Origin of the sequence: Paenibacillus sp. FSL R5-0912, assembly GCF_000758605.1 — a bacterium.
Classification (GTDB): domain Bacteria; phylum Bacillota; class Bacilli; order Paenibacillales; family Paenibacillaceae; genus Paenibacillus_AQ.
The window spans coordinates 3,917,562-3,933,194 of the sequence record NZ_CP009282.1 but is presented as its reverse complement, the minus strand read 5'-3'; the positions used below and the strand labels follow the sequence as shown (position 1 = coordinate 3,933,194).

The following is a 15,633-nucleotide window of genomic DNA, read 5'->3' as shown; positions in this document are numbered from 1 at the left end:
GCGTCTGATCCTCCTAAATGGAGCTTCAGGATGAATTGAGCGGGAAAAATTATGCTACGGGGGTCTTGACAGCTACTCAAGTCAGGAGTAGTATTTTGAAATACTTCTAATGTTCCTGGAAAATTATTGAATCCAAAGGAGGCCCCCTATGATTGATGCTCTACGGAAACTCGGATTGTCCGATCTCGAAGCCCGCTGTTATCTGGCGCTGCACGGTCAGCCCCCTTCTTCAGGCTACGAAGTCTCTAAGCAGGTTTCAGTTTCACGTTCGAATGTCTATGCTGCGCTGCGCGGCCTTGTAGAGAAAGGTGTCTGTCGTGCTGAGGAAGGTGATCCGATTACCTTCGCGGCGATTCCAATCGGACAGGTTGTTAAGCTGCTGCAATCGGAGTTCGAACGAACTGCACGCCTACTGGAGAGTGAGCTGACTACCCTGCCGGATACGCCGCCCTTCTTCAGTAACTGGAAAGGAGATCAGCAGGTAGATCTGGCGATCCGCCGCCTCGCCGCCAATGCCAGGGAGGAGATTCTGGTCGATCTTTGGGCAGAGGATCTGCACTGGGTCGAGGAATCGCTGCTCTCAGCCGAGCACCGGGGTACCGCCGTTCATCTGATGGTTATCGGTGAAATGCCGACGGAGCTTGAACATGTCATCGTACATAGTGTGCCGCCGGGGGGACCGCATAGGTCACGCAATTTCTCCATGCTGCTGGATAAGGAAACGGCGCTGCTCGGCAGCTTCAGCCGGCACGCGCCGGTATCGGCGCTGGAGAGCAACCACCCGGCGGTGCTGAATGTACTGCAGACCTCGTACTTCCACGATGTTGTGATGATGCGGATCGAGAAAGATTTTGCCGGGGAGCTGGAGGACCGGTACGGGAAGGATTATGCACTGATCCGGCGGGAGCATCCCGAGATGCATGCGAAGAACTCCGGCATGTAATGAGTTTAATGTATACCTGTGAATTAGAAAGGATGACATGTTTTGAATTCAAAAGGCTCGTCCGTACTACATAACCGCTCGTTCCTGCGCCTGTGGATCGCACGGATATTCTCGACCAGCGCTTTTCAGATGCTGTCTGTCGCTATTGGCTGGCAGATGTACGCGCTGACTGACAGCGCCTTCCAGCTGGGTCTTGTCGGCCTGGCGCAATTCCTGCCGATGCTCCTGCTGACACTGCCGGCCGGACAGACCGCTGACCGGTACGACCGCCGGACCATCGTCTATCTCTGCCAGCTGATGGAGAGCGTAGTTGTCCTGCTGCTTGTTCTCGGCAGTGTGCAGGGCTGGCTGGGCTCGCTTCATCTGCTGGTCGCCGCCGCCATTCTCGGCGCCTGCCGTACCTTCGAAGGCCCAGCCTCTGCTGCGCTTGTGCCGGACATCGTGGACCGGGAACAGCTGCCGAAGGCCGCAGCCTGGTCTGCCTCCGCAATGCAGACCGCGATGATCGTCGGCCCGTCACTTGGAGGAGTGCTTGTCGTTTGGGGGACTGCCGCTGCCTACATCGCCTCACTTGCAGCGCTGCTGATCTCGACCGTGCTCATCTTCTTCGTCAAGACCGTTCACTTCGTGAAGAAGCTGGACGCCGTCAATATGGACACGTTCCTTAGTGGCCTGAAGTTTGTCTTTGCCCGCAAAATCATTCTTGGTACTATCTCGCTAGACCTGTTCGCTGTGCTGCTTGGCGGTGCGACTGCCTTGCTTCCGATCTTCGCCGAGGATATCCTGAAGACCGGCTCACTCGGTCTTGGTCTGCTGCGTTCTGCACCAGCGGTCGGGGCGATCCTTGTCTCGCTGATTCTAACCCGATATTCGGTGGAGAAAGCAATCGGCAAGACATTGTTCGCCTCCCTCGTTGTATTCGCCTTGGCGACGATTCTGTTCGGGATGTCCCGCAGCTTCTGGCTCTCGCTCTTCGCGCTGTTCCTCATCGGAGCCTCCGACGTCGTAAGCGTTGTAATCCGTTCCACGCTGGTTCAGGTCAACACACCGCAAGAGATGCAGGGCCGGGTCAACGCCGTCAACTCCCTGTTCATCGGCACCTCGAACCAGCTGGGCGAATTCGAGTCCGGTACGATGGCCGGTCTGGTCGGAGCCGTACCAGCGACAGTTATTGGCGGGCTTGGTACACTCGTCATTACCGTGATGTGGATGTATTGGCTCTTCCCGGTCCTCCGGACGCAGAAGACCTATATGGCGGAGAAAGGGTAATAGAGAACGGTTCTTGGAAATTATTCACCCTGTAGATAAAAATAATGGTCTAAATAAAAAAGTTAAGGCTGCCAATGGGCAGCCTTATTTGTGTACCTATAAACACTCTCTATGCTTCAATACAGTTGGGCAGCCGCCTCAGGAGTAAAGGCTTGAATCTCCTCCACCCTGCCCTCGCGGATTTTCTTTGCCCATGCCGGATCACCCAGCAGCGCGCGTCCTACGGCTACCAGATCGAACTCCTGATTGTCCAGCCGCTTCAGCAGTTCATCCATCCCTTGATGATCCGCTTCCCCGCCTTCAGCGGGATCATTGTCCATGCCTACGGAACCAACAGCAATCGTTGTCTTCCCGGTGAGCTTCTTCACCCATCCGGCGAGACCCAGCTCCGAGCCCGCGAATTCAGGGTCCCAGAACCGGCGGGTCGAGATATGGAAAATATCTACGCCGGTCTGTACCAGCACATCCAGGAATTGCTTCAGCTGCTCCGGTGTATCTACTAGCTTCGCCGTGTAATCAGTCATTTTCCACTGGGATAACCGGATGGAAATCGGATAATCCGGTCCGACTGCAGCGCGGACGGCAGCGACAACTTCGGCTGCGAATGTGGTGCGCTTCAGGAAATCGCCGCCATAGCGGTCCGTCCGCTGATTGGTTTGTTCCCAGAAGAATTGGTCAATCAATAAGCCGTGGCCGCCGGAAAGCTCTATCCCGTCGAAGCCAGCCTGCTGCGCATTCACTGCTGCATCGGCATAAGCCTGAATGACGCCGGAAATCTCTTCTTCTGTCATCGGCTCGCTAATCTTGTTTCCTTGCATATCGAGACCTGATGGCCCGATCGATGGTGCATCCGGGTAAGGCTGGGAACCCATTGGACGAATCATTCCCATATGTGACAATTGGGGAAAAATAATCCCGCCGGCCTCATGAACCTGTCTGACGACTTCACGCCAGCCGCTCAGAGCGGCTTCGCCAAACAGATTAGCGAGTCCCGGATCACTGCTCGCCGCCGGATGGTCAATCATACCAACGGTGATGATCAGCCCCACCCCATTCTCAGCGCGGCGGCGGTAATACGCTGCCATATCCTCCCCTGGAATACCCTCAGGTGCAAAAGCACGCGCCATCGGTGACATTACGATCCGGTTGGGTATATTTAATTGTTGAACCGTATAAGGTTCAAATAAGGTCTCCAGTGAATGAATTTGCTCCTGCTGTTTAGCCATGGTTAACGCCTCCTCTAGATTATATGATTATTCTCAAAGCGGGGTATGAATGCAATAGTAACAAGCTCCAGCCCCCCCATCAACCAACAATCTGCCCAAGTTGTTGCTTAAGCTAGAAGCCGGAAAAACTGTCGTATTGGCAGATCCTATTTGTTGTCTGTCAATAAGGTGATTATAATAAAGGGATTCTACTCACTACTGAAAGGGGTGTTCCTTGGATGGCTGGCATACTCCCCCCCAATCCTAACGACCCGCGGGTGATTCGGACCCGTCAATTAATTCTGGATGCCTTCATCCGACAATTGAATATCATGGACTTCAACTCGATTACCGTCGGCGATATTACCAAAGCTGCCACTATTAATCGGACCACCTTTTATGCACATTTCCAGGATAAATATGCGCTGTTCGAAGCCTTTTTGTTAGACGCCTTTACGAATATGGTCCTCCATAAAGTCGATGCAACGGGACCGTTGACCGAAAAGACGCTTCAGGAGCTCATCGTAGCCTTATGTAACTATCATGAAACCAGCGACCGCTGCTTCAAAAGATATGATTCTGTCGCTCTCCTGCTTGAGGAGAATATCAAGCTGCATCTTGAGAAGCTTATCCTGCAGCTTATTAGCGAATCAGACTCAGCTGCAGATTCGAAGCCGCTTGCCACTGCGGCCACCCTGCTAAGCTGGTCCTTATACGGCGTAACCTACCGATGGAATGTGGAAGGAAGAGCGGAGTCTCCCTCCGAACTTGCGGAGCGGGTCATGCCGCTGATCACGGGCGGATTCCCCATGTTCAATCCGCAAGTTTCCTAATCAGACTGGCCCAGGTGTAAAATCAGCGGCAGCCTCGGACGTGAAAATCGTGTCCAGGGCTGCCGCTGTTTATATTGAGCCAACGTTGTGGGACAATATCGAGATACATAAGCGCTGAATGGTGAAGGTTGTCGCGCACACGGTAGATAGATCATCTTGATTTACGTTTGTTATCCGGATGTGGGGCAAATAATCAGTCTTCAAGTCCGGAAAAGATTGATGGAAATGCGTCAACACCAGCTACACCAATTCCCAATACACTACTATCCGAGACTTCAGATAAGAAAATTGCTATTTTATGGTGTTCAAGAAAAAGCACAAAAAGACATATTTTCGTCATTAGATGTTGTAATAAATGGAGAAACGAAAACATTCAATTGGATCAATGTAACGAACCCCTCCTTCTATCCTCAAATATCGGTCATTGATTTAGATGCAGATGGAGAAGATGAAATTGTCATTGTTCTGACAAAAGGCGCTCAGTGAGAGCGATTCAAACGATTGGTTTGAGCAACCGAAGCCTCCCCCCCGACCTCACATTATAATGGATCAGCAAAAAGATGCCCCGCGCGCCGGAATCCTCCAGCGCCGCGGGGCATCTTTTATCAAAACAACTATTCCAATTCAACCGTCTTGTTCAGATCCGACTTCTCTGTGTCCCGATTGGTGATTCGTTTGAACATATAAGTCGCCATCTCGGCCAGATTACCGCTCTTCCAGTATTCAGCAGCTTCGGCATGAACCTGAATCAGGATCACGTTCGGGTCATCATAGGTGGTCTTCAGGAACGTGTTATAGCCTGCACTCCAGAATTCTTTTTTCTTCTCCAGATCCTCGACAATCCTGGCGGTTCCGCGGATGGAGACATAGGATTTGTCAGCGTACACAACATTAACCCTCGGATCATGGAGGATCTCATCGAACTTGCTGGTGTCCTTCTTGGTCAGGAACCACAGGTCTCCGTCAAACTCGACTTCCTGTGTCTTCATGGGACGGGATACCAGGCCTTCGGGTGAGATCGTCGTGAACATCGCTGTATCAATCCCTTTGATAAGGTCTCTGACCGTCTCGACAGCTTCCTGATGACTTTTATCCAAAGTTGACATGCTTATCGCCTCGTTTCTTCCGGGTTATGGGAATAGGATATCCAAATGCGTACCTATTATTAACCCGATTAGGCGAAAACCTATCTTTAACGGTTCAGTCACAGCTTTATCAGCTGGTTCAGTATTCGCCTTTGATGACGAAGAACGAGCCCCGGATCGTTCCGGCCAGCTTAGACTTCTGCCTGGCGAATTTGAACTTTGTCTCCAGCTCCTTGGGAATCTCCATGCCCTCAGAGAGCTTGAATCCGACAGCCCGCTTCTTGGGATCATCCACGGTATACATCACGTTAAGCGCCAGTCCGTCCTCATAAAAGACGTAAGCAAACCGGATATTCTCTACCTGAAACCGCGAGGTCTCCAAAGGCTTGGCCGAAAATTCAAGATCACGTTCTTTTTTCAGAATTCCATTCACATAATCCAGGGTCTCCTGGCTTTCGCTGGCCGGGACAACCGTGAACTCATGCGTGTACTTATTCATGAAGTAACGCGCTTCATTCGCACGCAATCCTGCAAGTGCATCCACTACAGGTGACGACTCCAAGCCGGCCGTAGACACCTCTTTGAAATCAACGATATAAGACATTGCACTTCCTCCTCGGCTAACCCGTTATTTACTTACAACAGGAATCCACATTTCACCTACAACCTGTCCATCCTTCTGCCCCATCTCAACCGATGTATTGGGCCCGCCCACATAGGCGACATCCTTCGCTTCCGGCAGAGCTTGACCAAAAGCAACTCCGGCGAGCTTATTATTCAGTTCATCAGCCGTTGCCGCTTCCCCTCTAACCACCAGGTATTTACCCTTAGGAAACTGGATAACTCTGGCCTCTTCCGGCGCAGCTGCTTCGGTCATGACACCCGCATAATACATCATTTTGTTGTTCACCGCTTCACTCACGGCAAAAATATAGTCGTTCACGGCCATCGCCTTCAACTTATCGAGCCTTCCATCTTCACTGACGGCCTGCCAGAAGTCTGACTTTTCTTTGTTAATACCTGCATAGTCCGTGTAATCGCTCTTAAGCTCCGTGCCCAAGCCGATAACGATGAAGCTGTCTTTTTCCTCTAACGTGTAATTTGCCATGTCTGCAACCATCCTTTGTATTTGAAATTTGTCTTCTTGTCTTGATATGTATATGATAGTCTTAAATCATGTCATAAAATGAAACTGTTTAGGAGACGCGATGAAAAAAGTTGAACGGGTAAATGTGATCATGCGGTATATTAACAACCGGGCCCACTTTACTATTACTGAAATCATGCAGGAATTTAATATCTCCCGTTCGACTGCGATTCGGGATATCCGGGAAATCGAGGCGCTGGGGATGCCGCTTGTCGCTGAAGTTGGACGGGATGGCGGGTATTCTGTGATGCGCAATTCTGTCCTTCCCGTGGTCCGGTTTACAGATAATGAGCTCAAAGCCCTGTTCATTGCCTTCATGGCCACAAGAAACGGGCAGCTCCCTTATCTCAAGAGCCGTCAGTCTCTAACGGAAAAATTACTCGGACTCGTCTCAGAGAACCAGCAGGAGGACCTGTTTCTTCTGAATCAAATTCTGCTGTTTGAAGGGACCAACCCGAACAATCCTGACCTGCTTGATCTGTCTGATCTCCCCCACCCCATGCTGGAGAAGCTGATCCAGATCCTGCTGGTGGACCGCTATTTGCTGATTACCAGCGAAGTAGCGAGGATCATCCAAGCTTATCCCGTTTATGTCTTACGCCTCTATCGTGAGAAAAGCCAGTGGCTGATCGAGGCCTTCGACTTAAACGATGAAAGGAAGCGGATTATTCCTGTGGACCAAGTCACCGATGTTGTCCTAAATCCGGATAAAAAAAGATTAAGCAGGAAAAAGATCCTGGAAAAACTGAACAGTCAGGAAGAAGAAGTCAACCTCGTTCTTGAACTCGGCCCCAAGGCGATTGCCCAATTCAAAAAATATCATCCAATGAAGGTATCGCTCTCCTATACGAATCCTTACCAGAGCACAGCCATTCTCAAGACGTATATCCATGCGGATATGCCCGACGAACTGGCGGAAATCATAAACTGGCTGCTTTTCCTGGGCGGGGATATCAGACTTAAGGAAGCGCCGGAGGAAATCTGGAAAGGGTTAAAAGAGAGACTGCGTTTATTATACCTATAATCAGTGTGCCACCAAATGTACCGGATATTCAGATTGAAATTCTGGCCTCTATACAACCTGTCCAAAAGAGTTTAAAATTTTCAAGGAGTGTAATGACCATATCTGATTTGGCTTCAGGGAACTTATCCGGAAAAGGAGACTTTAGAAACATGCTAGATTCAAACACAACCAGCCTATTGAAAAAAACATTGAGTGCAAGTATCGGTAACCAGGAAATTGCAGGTGCGAACCTGATGGTCATCAAGGACGGCCGCGAGGTGTTCTATCACGAAGACGGCTTAGCCGATGTCGAAGCGGGACGTCCTATCACCCGGGATTCGATCTTCCGTCTATACTCGATGACGAAACCGGTTACATCCGCCGCCATCATGCTGCTGCTTGAGCGCGGACAGATCGATTTGTTCGATCCGGTAAGCCGTTATATTCCAGGGTTCAAGAACCAGCTGGTCGAAAAGAACGGAGAACTGGTGCCTGTCAGCCGGGAGGTTGTCATTCATGATCTGCTGAATATGACCTCGGGACTGGTATACGGAGGAGGAACAGACAAAGCCGCTCTGCATACGGAGGCTTTGTTCAAGGAGCTGGACAGCCGCTTGCACGGCGATAACCGGATGAGCACCATGGAATTCGCCACCCGTCTGGGTGAAGGCCCGCTTTCGTTCGAGCCGGGTTCGTTCTGGCAGTACGGGACCTCAGCGGATGTTCTGGGAGCCATTGTGGAAGCGGTTAGCGGCATGCGGTACGGAGAATTTTTGCAGAAGGAAATATTCAGCCCGCTGCAAATGCAGGATACCGGCTTCTGGCTGCCTGAAGACAAAGGAAACCGCCTGGCCAGAGTCTACCAGGAGGACGGCGAAGGCGGCTTGAAGCTGTATGCGGAGAGCCATCTGGGCATCTACCACCATATGGACCGGGAACCGGCCTACGAGTCAGGCGGAGCGGGCCTGGTCTCAACGATTGACGATGCTGCCAAGTTCACCACCATGCTGATGAACCAGGGCAGCTTGAACGGCGTTCAGCTGCTCAAGCCTAGAACCGTTCAATATATGACTACAGCTGTTCTAAGCGATGGGCAGCAAAAAGGCTTCGATACCTGGCATTCCCTGCAGGGGTATAGCTATGGCAACCAGATGCGTATCCTGAAAGACACCGGAAAAGCCGGAGTGGTCGGCGGCCAGGGTGAATACGGCTGGGACGGCTGGCTTGGAGCTTATTTCACCAACAGTCCGCAGGACGGCCTGACCTTCCTGTTCATGATCCAGAAAAAAGATGCCGGCACACTGCCGGTCACTCGCAAGCTGCGTAATATTGTGTTTAGTTCGTTGTAAGAAACCTGCTCTTCTTGTCCAATATACACACAGGGTCCAATTCTTGTCCTCCGTAAAGAACAAGAATTGGACCCTGTGCTATGAAATGAGAAAATCCGCACTTTCTCTCCGCACTCTCCACACGCTCTGCTAAGTTACCAGTTCGCGTTCTTCCTGTTCGTCTCAATGACTTCATGGAAACGGTCAGGAAAATTAGTATAGACTCCATCTACACCCCAAGAATAAGCTTTATCCATATTGAGCTGATAATTAATGGTATAGGGCATGACCTTAAGTCCCGCCCGCTTTATCTGCGCCACATAAGACGCGCTGGTCCCCTGGAAATTCGGGCTGATGCCGACAGCATAGGACTTCACATCTGCCAGATAAGCTTCAGTAAGTCTTACCGAGGTATAATCATTCCATACGAGTTGGTACAACGGAATATCTGGGTTGATGGAATGGAACTTCCGTAGACTGGCTGCGCTGAATGAATGGATAGCCACTACTTTTTCCAGATCATATTTCTTAATGTATTCATTCAAGAGGACTTCAATATTAATCTTCGGCGTTGATTCCTTGATTTCAAGAACATAGCTGATCTCTTTGCCAAAGGTTTCGAATACCTCATCGAGGGTGGGGATGGTGGTCCCTGCATATATTTCTCTGGCAAACATCGGATACGCCTTATTGAACCACGACCCGGCATCCAGCTGTTTGATCTGCTCCAGCGTCATGTTCCTTACATACCCTTTGCTATTGGTCGTGCGGTTGACTGTATCATCATGGATGACAACAGGAATCTGATCCTTGGTCAGGTGGATATCCAGCTCAATCGAGTCGGAATCCATTTCACGCGCCAGCTCGAAGGCCGGCATCGTGTTCTCCGGAGCATATCCGGACGCACCCCGGTGGGCGATCGTATATACTTTTTCCGCCGGATCGATGATTTCTTTCACTTTAACCCGGATGGCCGGGAAGGAAGCGTACAGTGTTGTAAATAAGAGGATAAATATTAGTACATGCATTCCGATAAAATAAGCTTTATGGCTGACAATCTTCTTCATTCCGTCGTCCTCATTTTCCTGTAACCTTAACTTTTGCAAATATTATTATATTAACAGTTAGGGTCATTGAAATCTACATTTTTAATTACAGCGCAATCTAACAGCATAATTCTAAACCGTCTCCCTGCCCGCCGGCGAGTTCAGCTTCATGTACCGGAATCCAGAAATATTCAAAGGTTAGACCCGAATCTTCTCCGGATGCTTCTATAGTATGTTCCCACCGGGCCGGGCGCTCTTGAATTAACTCTAACTGATACACATGTCTTTCATGATGTTGTTGTTTATACGCCGCGTAGTACAGATACGTCTTCAAATGCTTGACTAGCCGCAGCTCATCCTTCGTTATTCCTGATTCCTCCAGTATCTCCCGGAATAATGCCGTTACTACACTCTCGCCCGATTCTACAGTCCCGGCAGGAACCTGCACACCAGCTTCCGGGTAGTCCCTATGCCTGAACACGAGCAGCTTATCGTTATATATAATGTAGGCCCAGACCGTTCATCACATAGGGGCGTACCAGATCAACAAGCAGATCCGTCCGTTCCTTCTCCCCGACTTTGAACCATTGATACGCTGCGCTATAGATCGCTGACCCTGTCATGGCCGCCAGGATTGTTGTCTGATTGGGGTCTGCTGTATGGGGATGATCTCCTTTTACAAAAATGCGCTCAATAATCTGCTGCAGCAGCTGCTTGATCTTCTCGTCCACCAGCGTAGCAATCGATTTGGAATCCATCCGGCAGATCTCAAAAAAATCCAAAATGTACCGGTAAGTCATAAGGATCAGCTCGTTACATATTTCATCTGTGAACTCCAGCGCATGCTCCACGGGTCCGGGAATCATCTTGCGGAAAGCCTGTTCGATGATTTCATCCAGCAACGCATATTTATCCTCGTAATGAGTGTAAAATGTGGCGCGGTTAATGGTAGCTCTCTCTGCGATATCTTTGATGGTGATTGTATCGAAGCTTCTCAGCCGCAGCAACTCACGGAAGGCTTCTCTGATCAGCTGCCCTGTGCGCACAACCCTTGGATCTATCTGGTTAACCATCGCTAACTTCCCCTCTTAGACATCAAATCTTAATCTATGTTGTTTAACCGACTTATCCCCGAGTCTGCCGATTGAATTCAACAGGATGCCGGACTATCATCAATCGTATCAGACATGTGTTGTTTAAACAATGTGTGTTACCTAATTGAAAGGACAGATGAACTTGAATATACAATCAGACAGAATATTAATCGTTGGCGCTGGAGTGATTGGCAGTGTGTACGCACTCCGGTTCGCACGGTCAGGACTTGACGTTACCTTACTGGCCCGGGGCAAGCGGCTGAATGCCCTCCAGAAGAAGGGTCTGCAATACAATGAGAAAGGCACGATACAGCAAATTCCGGTGAAGGTAATTGCGGAGCTCGATAACGATGACATCTATGATTTCATCTTTGTTCCGGTCCGGTATGATCAGGCGGAGTCTGCTCTTGAGGCGATTAAGAATAACAGAAGCCAAACCATTATTACGTTGACCAACACGGTAGGTTATGAATCCTGGCTTGAAATCGTAGGCGAGCGGCTGCTCCCAGGCTTCCCTGGTGCTGGCGGAGACCTCAAAGACGGTGTGCTCTACGCCCAGTTTGGAACGGAGCCTGGGCAAGGGACTATATTTGGTGAAATCAATGGACAGACGACCGAAAGAGTGAATCGTCTTGCCGGACTACTTGATCAGGCAGGTCTAACTAATATAATCGAACCGGATATAAAGGCCTTCCATATCTCACACGCTGCCCTGGCAGCAGTCAACAAGCACTTTTATACGGAGGATGGTACGGGTATGGTGGATTTGGAGACTGCAAGAAGCGACAGTACATTGAGCAAGCTTGCTGCTGATATTAAACGCAATATTAGGCAAGTTGAGCAGTCCGGAATACAGGTCATCCCGCCGGAAACGAAACAGATGGCTGAATTGCCGGAAGAGGACATTATCGCCCGGTACCGCCAGATGCTGAGCAATGACTTCATCATTGATGTTAAGCTGGGGAATCAGGCTGTCAGCAGAAGAGCAGAGATTATGCTGCTGGACATAGCGTTTGGGGATGGACAATTGTTGCAGCAGACTACATCCTAACTATTTCATGCTTAAAAAGCGGCATCTCCCCATTATCTACTGGTGGAAATGCCGCTTTTATTATGATTCAATTTCCCATATACTTCTCCACACCGGCCGGATCCATGAGCACCATCTGTTTATTACCAATCAGCTTGATCAGGCCCGAATCCTCAAACCTGGAGAACTTCCTGCTAATGGTCTCGCGGGTCACCCCGACATAACTAGCCAGCTCTTCACGGGACAGCGGAAGATCAATATGAATACGGCTTCCATGCCGCTTGCCGTATTTGTCACTGAGTTCCATGATCATGCAGGCAATCCGGATCTCCGGATCTTTGGTCGCCAGACTCTGCGCCAGATTCTCCGTATGGGCGAGTCTTTTGGTTACACTTTTCAGCAGCCGTAGAGAGATCTCCGGATTATCCGTCATTAAATGCTCCATATCATTCCGGGTCAGCATACAAATATTAGTGTCTTTCAGGGCATATGCGTTAAAATTACTAAGCTCATCACTGTTAAAAATACTGAGCTCCCCGAAGAAATCCCCATTCGTCAGAATGTGCAGGATTTGTTCCTTGCCTTCAGGAGTCATTTTGGATAGCTTCACATGCCCCTGTTGAATAATGTACAGCGTATCTGACGGCGCCCCTTCAAGAATTAACGGCTGACCTTTGGTAAACTTGCGGTGCTTAATCATGGCGCTAATTCTGGTGAGGTCATCGTCCGTCAATGCAGCAAAAATCGGTACCTTGCGTGTACAAGGTTCTGCGGCGTGCTGGCAGGAGTGCTCTTTCATACCGTTCCCCCTGAAATGTAGTATTTAGAAGCTGTTTACTCTAATGAGTAACAGATTTCTTATCTTCAACTGCTACGAAGTGACTTGTATCCTCTCCGCAGACCGGACATACCCAGTCTTCAGGCAAATCTTCAAACGCGGTGCCGGCGGCTACGTCCTCATCAGGATCGCCTATTGCCGGGTCATAGATATAGCCGCAGGGTGTACAGATGTATTTCTTCATTCTTCTCAGCTCCTAATAGTTTGTTTTTAGTTCAATCGGGTTTGTACTTCAGCCATAATGGCTTCTATGTTATTGCCGGCAAGATGAATTCCGGTCAGGCTGATCCCCTGTTCTACAGCCGACTTATACGTCAGGGAGGCAGCGGCTCCTTGCCAGGATAACGCACCGGTAATTGTATTATCTTTCACATAGATCCGCGTATAGGCGCCATTCTCTTCTCCGCTGACCGCCACATCGCATTGCCGTTCATCTGTGTTGCCAATGGAGAACAGAGAAATCCCAAAAGCATTAAACAAAGTAACCGGAACCGCTCTGCGGTAAACGGTCAGACTGTCAGCCATGTTGCTGCCGGCAATCCTTCCCTGTTCTATTGCACCGCCCCATAGTCCTTCAACATGCCCGTTAATTTCAGCAACATCACCGGCAGCAAAGATGTTCGGATCGCTGGTTTGCAATTGTTCGTTTACAATAATGCCGTTCCGGACTTGTATAGCCGATCCGCTTACAAGCGCCGTGTTCGGGACAATTCCGATAGAGTATACAACATGGTCACACGGGAGATTAGAACCATCGTCCAGCGTAATCCCGGTAACATAGTCTGTACCCGTAATAGAGGTTACTCCTGCTTGCAGAATCACCTTCACTCCGGATTGTTTCAAAGTCTCCCTAAGCAGGCTGGAAGAGTGCCCGTCCAGCTGTCTGCCCATCAGGGACGGGGCTGCTTCGATCACGGTTACCTCGTAACCTGCTTCGAACAAGGCCCAAGCCGTCTCGATGCCCTGGACACCTCCGCCAATTACGGCTACGCGGCTTCCATCCTGCAGACTATCTTTTAACCGGTCCGCATCGTTCATGTCTCTGATAGTATGGACATTGTGAAGTCCGGCACCTTCGATAGAGAGTGCGCGGTTCCTCGCGCCCATACACAACAGCAGCTTATGATACTCCACCCGCTGGCCGTCTTCTGTCTCTACCATCCGGCGATCCGGCTGGATCGAGGTGATCCGGGTTGAGGTCTTGACGTTTATACGGTTATCCCGGTACCACTTCTCTTTCTTGATCAGCACCTTCTCGCTGTGCAGGTCGGTGAACAGGCCTTTGGTCAGCTTAATCCGGTTATACGGAAGCCCGCTTTCCTCACCTAGAATCGATATTTCTGCTTCCGAGTCCTGATCGCGGATTGCTTTAGCTGCATGGACGGCGGATACGCCGCCGCCAACAATTACATAATGCTTCGTCATAAGTTGTTCCTCCTCCCTAAATTGAGCTCAGCAGCAGATCCGATACAAATTCAGCCGCATTTTTAATTTTCTGGACCTTCTCTGGCTCTTTAGGGGAGAATCTTACTCTAACCGGGAATTCAACATGTGTCATGCCGGTGGTTTTAATGACCTCCGAAGTGCTTTGCACGGTCATATTCGTTCCGTTCAGATAGTCCTGAATGACCTCGATGGCTTCTCCACTCCAGCCGTACGAGCCAAAAGATGCCGCAAGCTTGCCTTCCAGATTCATATGCTGCAGCTCCTTCAGCACATCCTCCAGGTTCCCGATCATGTCCGCATATTTAGTAGAGCTGCCGATAAAGACCGCGTCTGCAGAAGCAATGCTGTTCAGAATATCCGCAGTGCTGCTTTTATCCGCATCCCAGACTTCTGTTCCAATATTATTCTCCTGCAGGCATTCCTGAATGATTTTGGCCATTTTCTTCGTGCTGTTCTTGATGGTGGTATATACAATGACTGCTTTTTTACCCTGAGTTGTTTCGCGGCTCATCGTGGCGTACAGATCAATGAATTTAGGGATATCCTCCCGGATCAGGAATCCATGGGATGGGGCAATCATGCGGATATCCAGATCCTTGACCGCTTCCAGCAGTGTTCTTACATATCTTCTGTGCGGATGAATAATGGCGGCATAATAGCCCTTGTAATCTTCGGTGATATCAAATCCCGCTTCATCACTGAACAGATTCTCCACAGCTACATGTGTACTGAAGATATCGCAGGGGAACAGGATCTGATCCTCGATACAATACGTAATCATCGTCTCAGCAGTATGAAGGTACGGCGTTTCTTTGAACAGCAGTGTTTTTCCGCCGATATCCAGCGTATCGCCATCTTTAACGACCAGGAAGTTCCGGCTGTGCAGCTTATACATTTCCTGCAGTTCCGGCACAGCGATTTCGGTGCACACGATCGTGGCATTTAGCGCCTGGGATGCAAGGGCTGCCAGGCCGCCGGAATGGTCGGGCTCCGTATGGTTAATTACGATGTAATGAATATCCATGAGGTCAATCATACCGGCGAGACACTCGGCATATTCACGGCCGAACTCCATATCTACCGTATCAATCACGGTCGGCTTGCCCGTTTTTAACAGATAGGAATTATAGGTTGTTCCTTTAGCCAGAATCAGGCGGTGAAACGGAACCTGACGGTTATCTATTTTGCCTACCCAGTAAGTATCCCCGGCGATTTGTTTGAATTGTGTACTCATTTTGTTAACCTCCAATGTTTGATTGATAATCCTTATCAGCAACCTCATTCTATTACGGCTGCCGTACAAAAAGGAGGATTCAAATCAAATTCCGGAAGTTTATGAAAAAGCTTAACCGTATACTTTTAATGT

General features: G+C 49.7%; 18 protein-coding genes. 7 read left to right on the top strand and 11 right to left on the bottom strand.

The genetic code is table 11. The features are described 5' to 3' along the window. Positions 1-148: 148 nt before the first annotated feature. Both R50912_RS16735 and R50912_RS16730 read left to right on the top strand, forming a co-directional pair. Positions 149-943: a TrmB family transcriptional regulator gene (locus R50912_RS16735; protein WP_042236480.1), complete on the top strand. Its 795-nt coding sequence runs from the start codon at positions 149-151 to the stop codon at positions 941-943. A 42-nt stretch (positions 944-985) separates the two neighbouring features. Then, positions 986-2,212, top strand: a complete 1,227-nt coding sequence (locus R50912_RS16730; RefSeq protein ID WP_042236478.1) for an MFS transporter — start codon at positions 986-988, stop codon at positions 2,210-2,212. A 116-nt stretch (positions 2,213-2,328) separates the two neighbouring features. Here R50912_RS16730 and R50912_RS16725 read toward each other — a convergent pair whose 3' ends face one another. Continuing rightward, positions 2,329-3,438: an NADH:flavin oxidoreductase gene (locus tag R50912_RS16725; RefSeq protein ID WP_042236476.1), complete on the bottom strand. Its 1,110-nt coding sequence runs from the start codon at positions 3,436-3,438 to the stop codon at positions 2,329-2,331. A gap of 218 nt (positions 3,439-3,656) precedes the next feature. Here R50912_RS16725 and R50912_RS16720 point away from each other — a divergent pair, with 218 nt between their 5' ends. Beyond that, positions 3,657-4,250: a TetR/AcrR family transcriptional regulator gene (locus tag R50912_RS16720; protein ID WP_042236474.1), complete on the top strand. Its 594-nt coding sequence runs from the start codon at positions 3,657-3,659 to the stop codon at positions 4,248-4,250. Between the two features lie 219 nt (positions 4,251-4,469). Continuing rightward, complete coding sequence (locus R50912_RS16715) at positions 4,470-4,736, top strand: hypothetical protein (protein WP_042236473.1); 267 nt, start codon at positions 4,470-4,472, stop codon at positions 4,734-4,736. A gap of 128 nt (positions 4,737-4,864) precedes the next feature. Here the strand turns inward: R50912_RS16715 and R50912_RS16710 are convergent, their stop codons facing one another. The 3 genes from R50912_RS16710 to R50912_RS16700 all read right to left on the bottom strand — a co-directional run bounded on the left by R50912_RS16710 (position 4,865) and on the right by R50912_RS16700 (position 6,443). Then, complete coding sequence (locus R50912_RS16710; protein WP_042137328.1) at positions 4,865-5,356, bottom strand: pyridoxamine 5'-phosphate oxidase family protein; 492 nt, start codon at positions 5,354-5,356, stop codon at positions 4,865-4,867. 118 nt (positions 5,357-5,474) lie between these two features. After that, complete coding sequence (locus R50912_RS16705; protein ID WP_042236471.1) at positions 5,475-5,939, bottom strand: DUF8821 family protein; 465 nt, start codon at positions 5,937-5,939, stop codon at positions 5,475-5,477. A gap of 24 nt (positions 5,940-5,963) precedes the next feature. Further along, a complete protein-coding gene (locus R50912_RS16700; protein ID WP_042236469.1) occupies positions 5,964-6,443 on the bottom strand; it encodes a GyrI-like domain-containing protein in 480 nt (159 codons plus the stop codon). Between the two features lie 100 nt (positions 6,444-6,543). Between R50912_RS16700 and R50912_RS16695 the strand changes: the two genes are divergently transcribed. Together R50912_RS16695 and R50912_RS16690 are read left to right on the top strand one after the other, a co-directional pair. Continuing rightward, positions 6,544-7,506, top strand: a complete 963-nt coding sequence (locus R50912_RS16695) for a helix-turn-helix transcriptional regulator (RefSeq protein ID WP_042236467.1) — start codon at positions 6,544-6,546, stop codon at positions 7,504-7,506. A 149-nt stretch (positions 7,507-7,655) separates the two neighbouring features. After that, positions 7,656-8,834 (top strand): serine hydrolase domain-containing protein, encoded by a 1,179-nt coding sequence (locus R50912_RS16690; RefSeq protein ID WP_042137320.1) that lies wholly within the window; start codon positions 7,656-7,658, stop codon positions 8,832-8,834. A gap of 134 nt (positions 8,835-8,968) precedes the next feature. On the opposite strand, the gene R50912_RS16685 is transcribed toward R50912_RS16690, so the two are convergent. From R50912_RS16685 to R50912_RS16675, 3 genes are all read right to left on the bottom strand, one after another. Beyond that, a complete protein-coding gene (locus tag R50912_RS16685) occupies positions 8,969-9,880 on the bottom strand; it encodes a glycerophosphodiester phosphodiesterase family protein (RefSeq protein ID WP_042137318.1) in 912 nt (303 codons plus the stop codon). Positions 9,881-9,977: 97 nt separating this feature from the next. After that, positions 9,978-10,340: an NUDIX domain-containing protein gene (locus tag R50912_RS16680; RefSeq protein ID WP_231575384.1), complete on the bottom strand. Its 363-nt coding sequence runs from the start codon at positions 10,338-10,340 to the stop codon at positions 9,978-9,980. A 13-nt stretch (positions 10,341-10,353) separates the two neighbouring features. After that, positions 10,354-10,932: a TetR/AcrR family transcriptional regulator gene (locus R50912_RS16675; RefSeq protein ID WP_042236466.1), complete on the bottom strand. Its 579-nt coding sequence runs from the start codon at positions 10,930-10,932 to the stop codon at positions 10,354-10,356. 163 nt (positions 10,933-11,095) lie between these two features. Here R50912_RS16675 and R50912_RS16670 point away from each other — a divergent pair, with 163 nt between their 5' ends. Further along, entirely contained in the window at positions 11,096-12,004 is a 909-nt protein-coding gene (locus R50912_RS16670; RefSeq protein ID WP_042137312.1) for a ketopantoate reductase family protein, read from the top strand. Between the two features lie 67 nt (positions 12,005-12,071). Here R50912_RS16670 and R50912_RS16665 read toward each other — a convergent pair whose 3' ends face one another. From R50912_RS16665 to R50912_RS16650, 4 genes are read right to left on the bottom strand one after another with little or no spacing between them, the layout of a single operon-like run. After that, complete coding sequence (locus R50912_RS16665; RefSeq protein ID WP_042137310.1) at positions 12,072-12,782, bottom strand: Crp/Fnr family transcriptional regulator; 711 nt, start codon at positions 12,780-12,782, stop codon at positions 12,072-12,074. 40 nt (positions 12,783-12,822) lie between these two features. Then, the gene (rd, locus tag R50912_RS16660; protein ID WP_039307922.1) at positions 12,823-13,005 is read right to left on the bottom strand and encodes a rubredoxin; all 183 of its coding nucleotides are present in this window, start codon (positions 13,003-13,005) and stop codon (positions 12,823-12,825) included. A gap of 26 nt (positions 13,006-13,031) precedes the next feature. After that, positions 13,032-14,246, bottom strand: a complete 1,215-nt coding sequence (locus R50912_RS16655) for an NAD(P)/FAD-dependent oxidoreductase (RefSeq protein WP_042236464.1) — start codon at positions 14,244-14,246, stop codon at positions 13,032-13,034. A gap of 16 nt (positions 14,247-14,262) precedes the next feature. Beyond that, positions 14,263-15,501 (bottom strand): FprA family A-type flavoprotein, encoded by a 1,239-nt coding sequence (locus tag R50912_RS16650; protein WP_042236462.1) that lies wholly within the window; start codon positions 15,499-15,501, stop codon positions 14,263-14,265. Between the last annotated feature and the right edge of the window lie 132 nt (positions 15,502-15,633).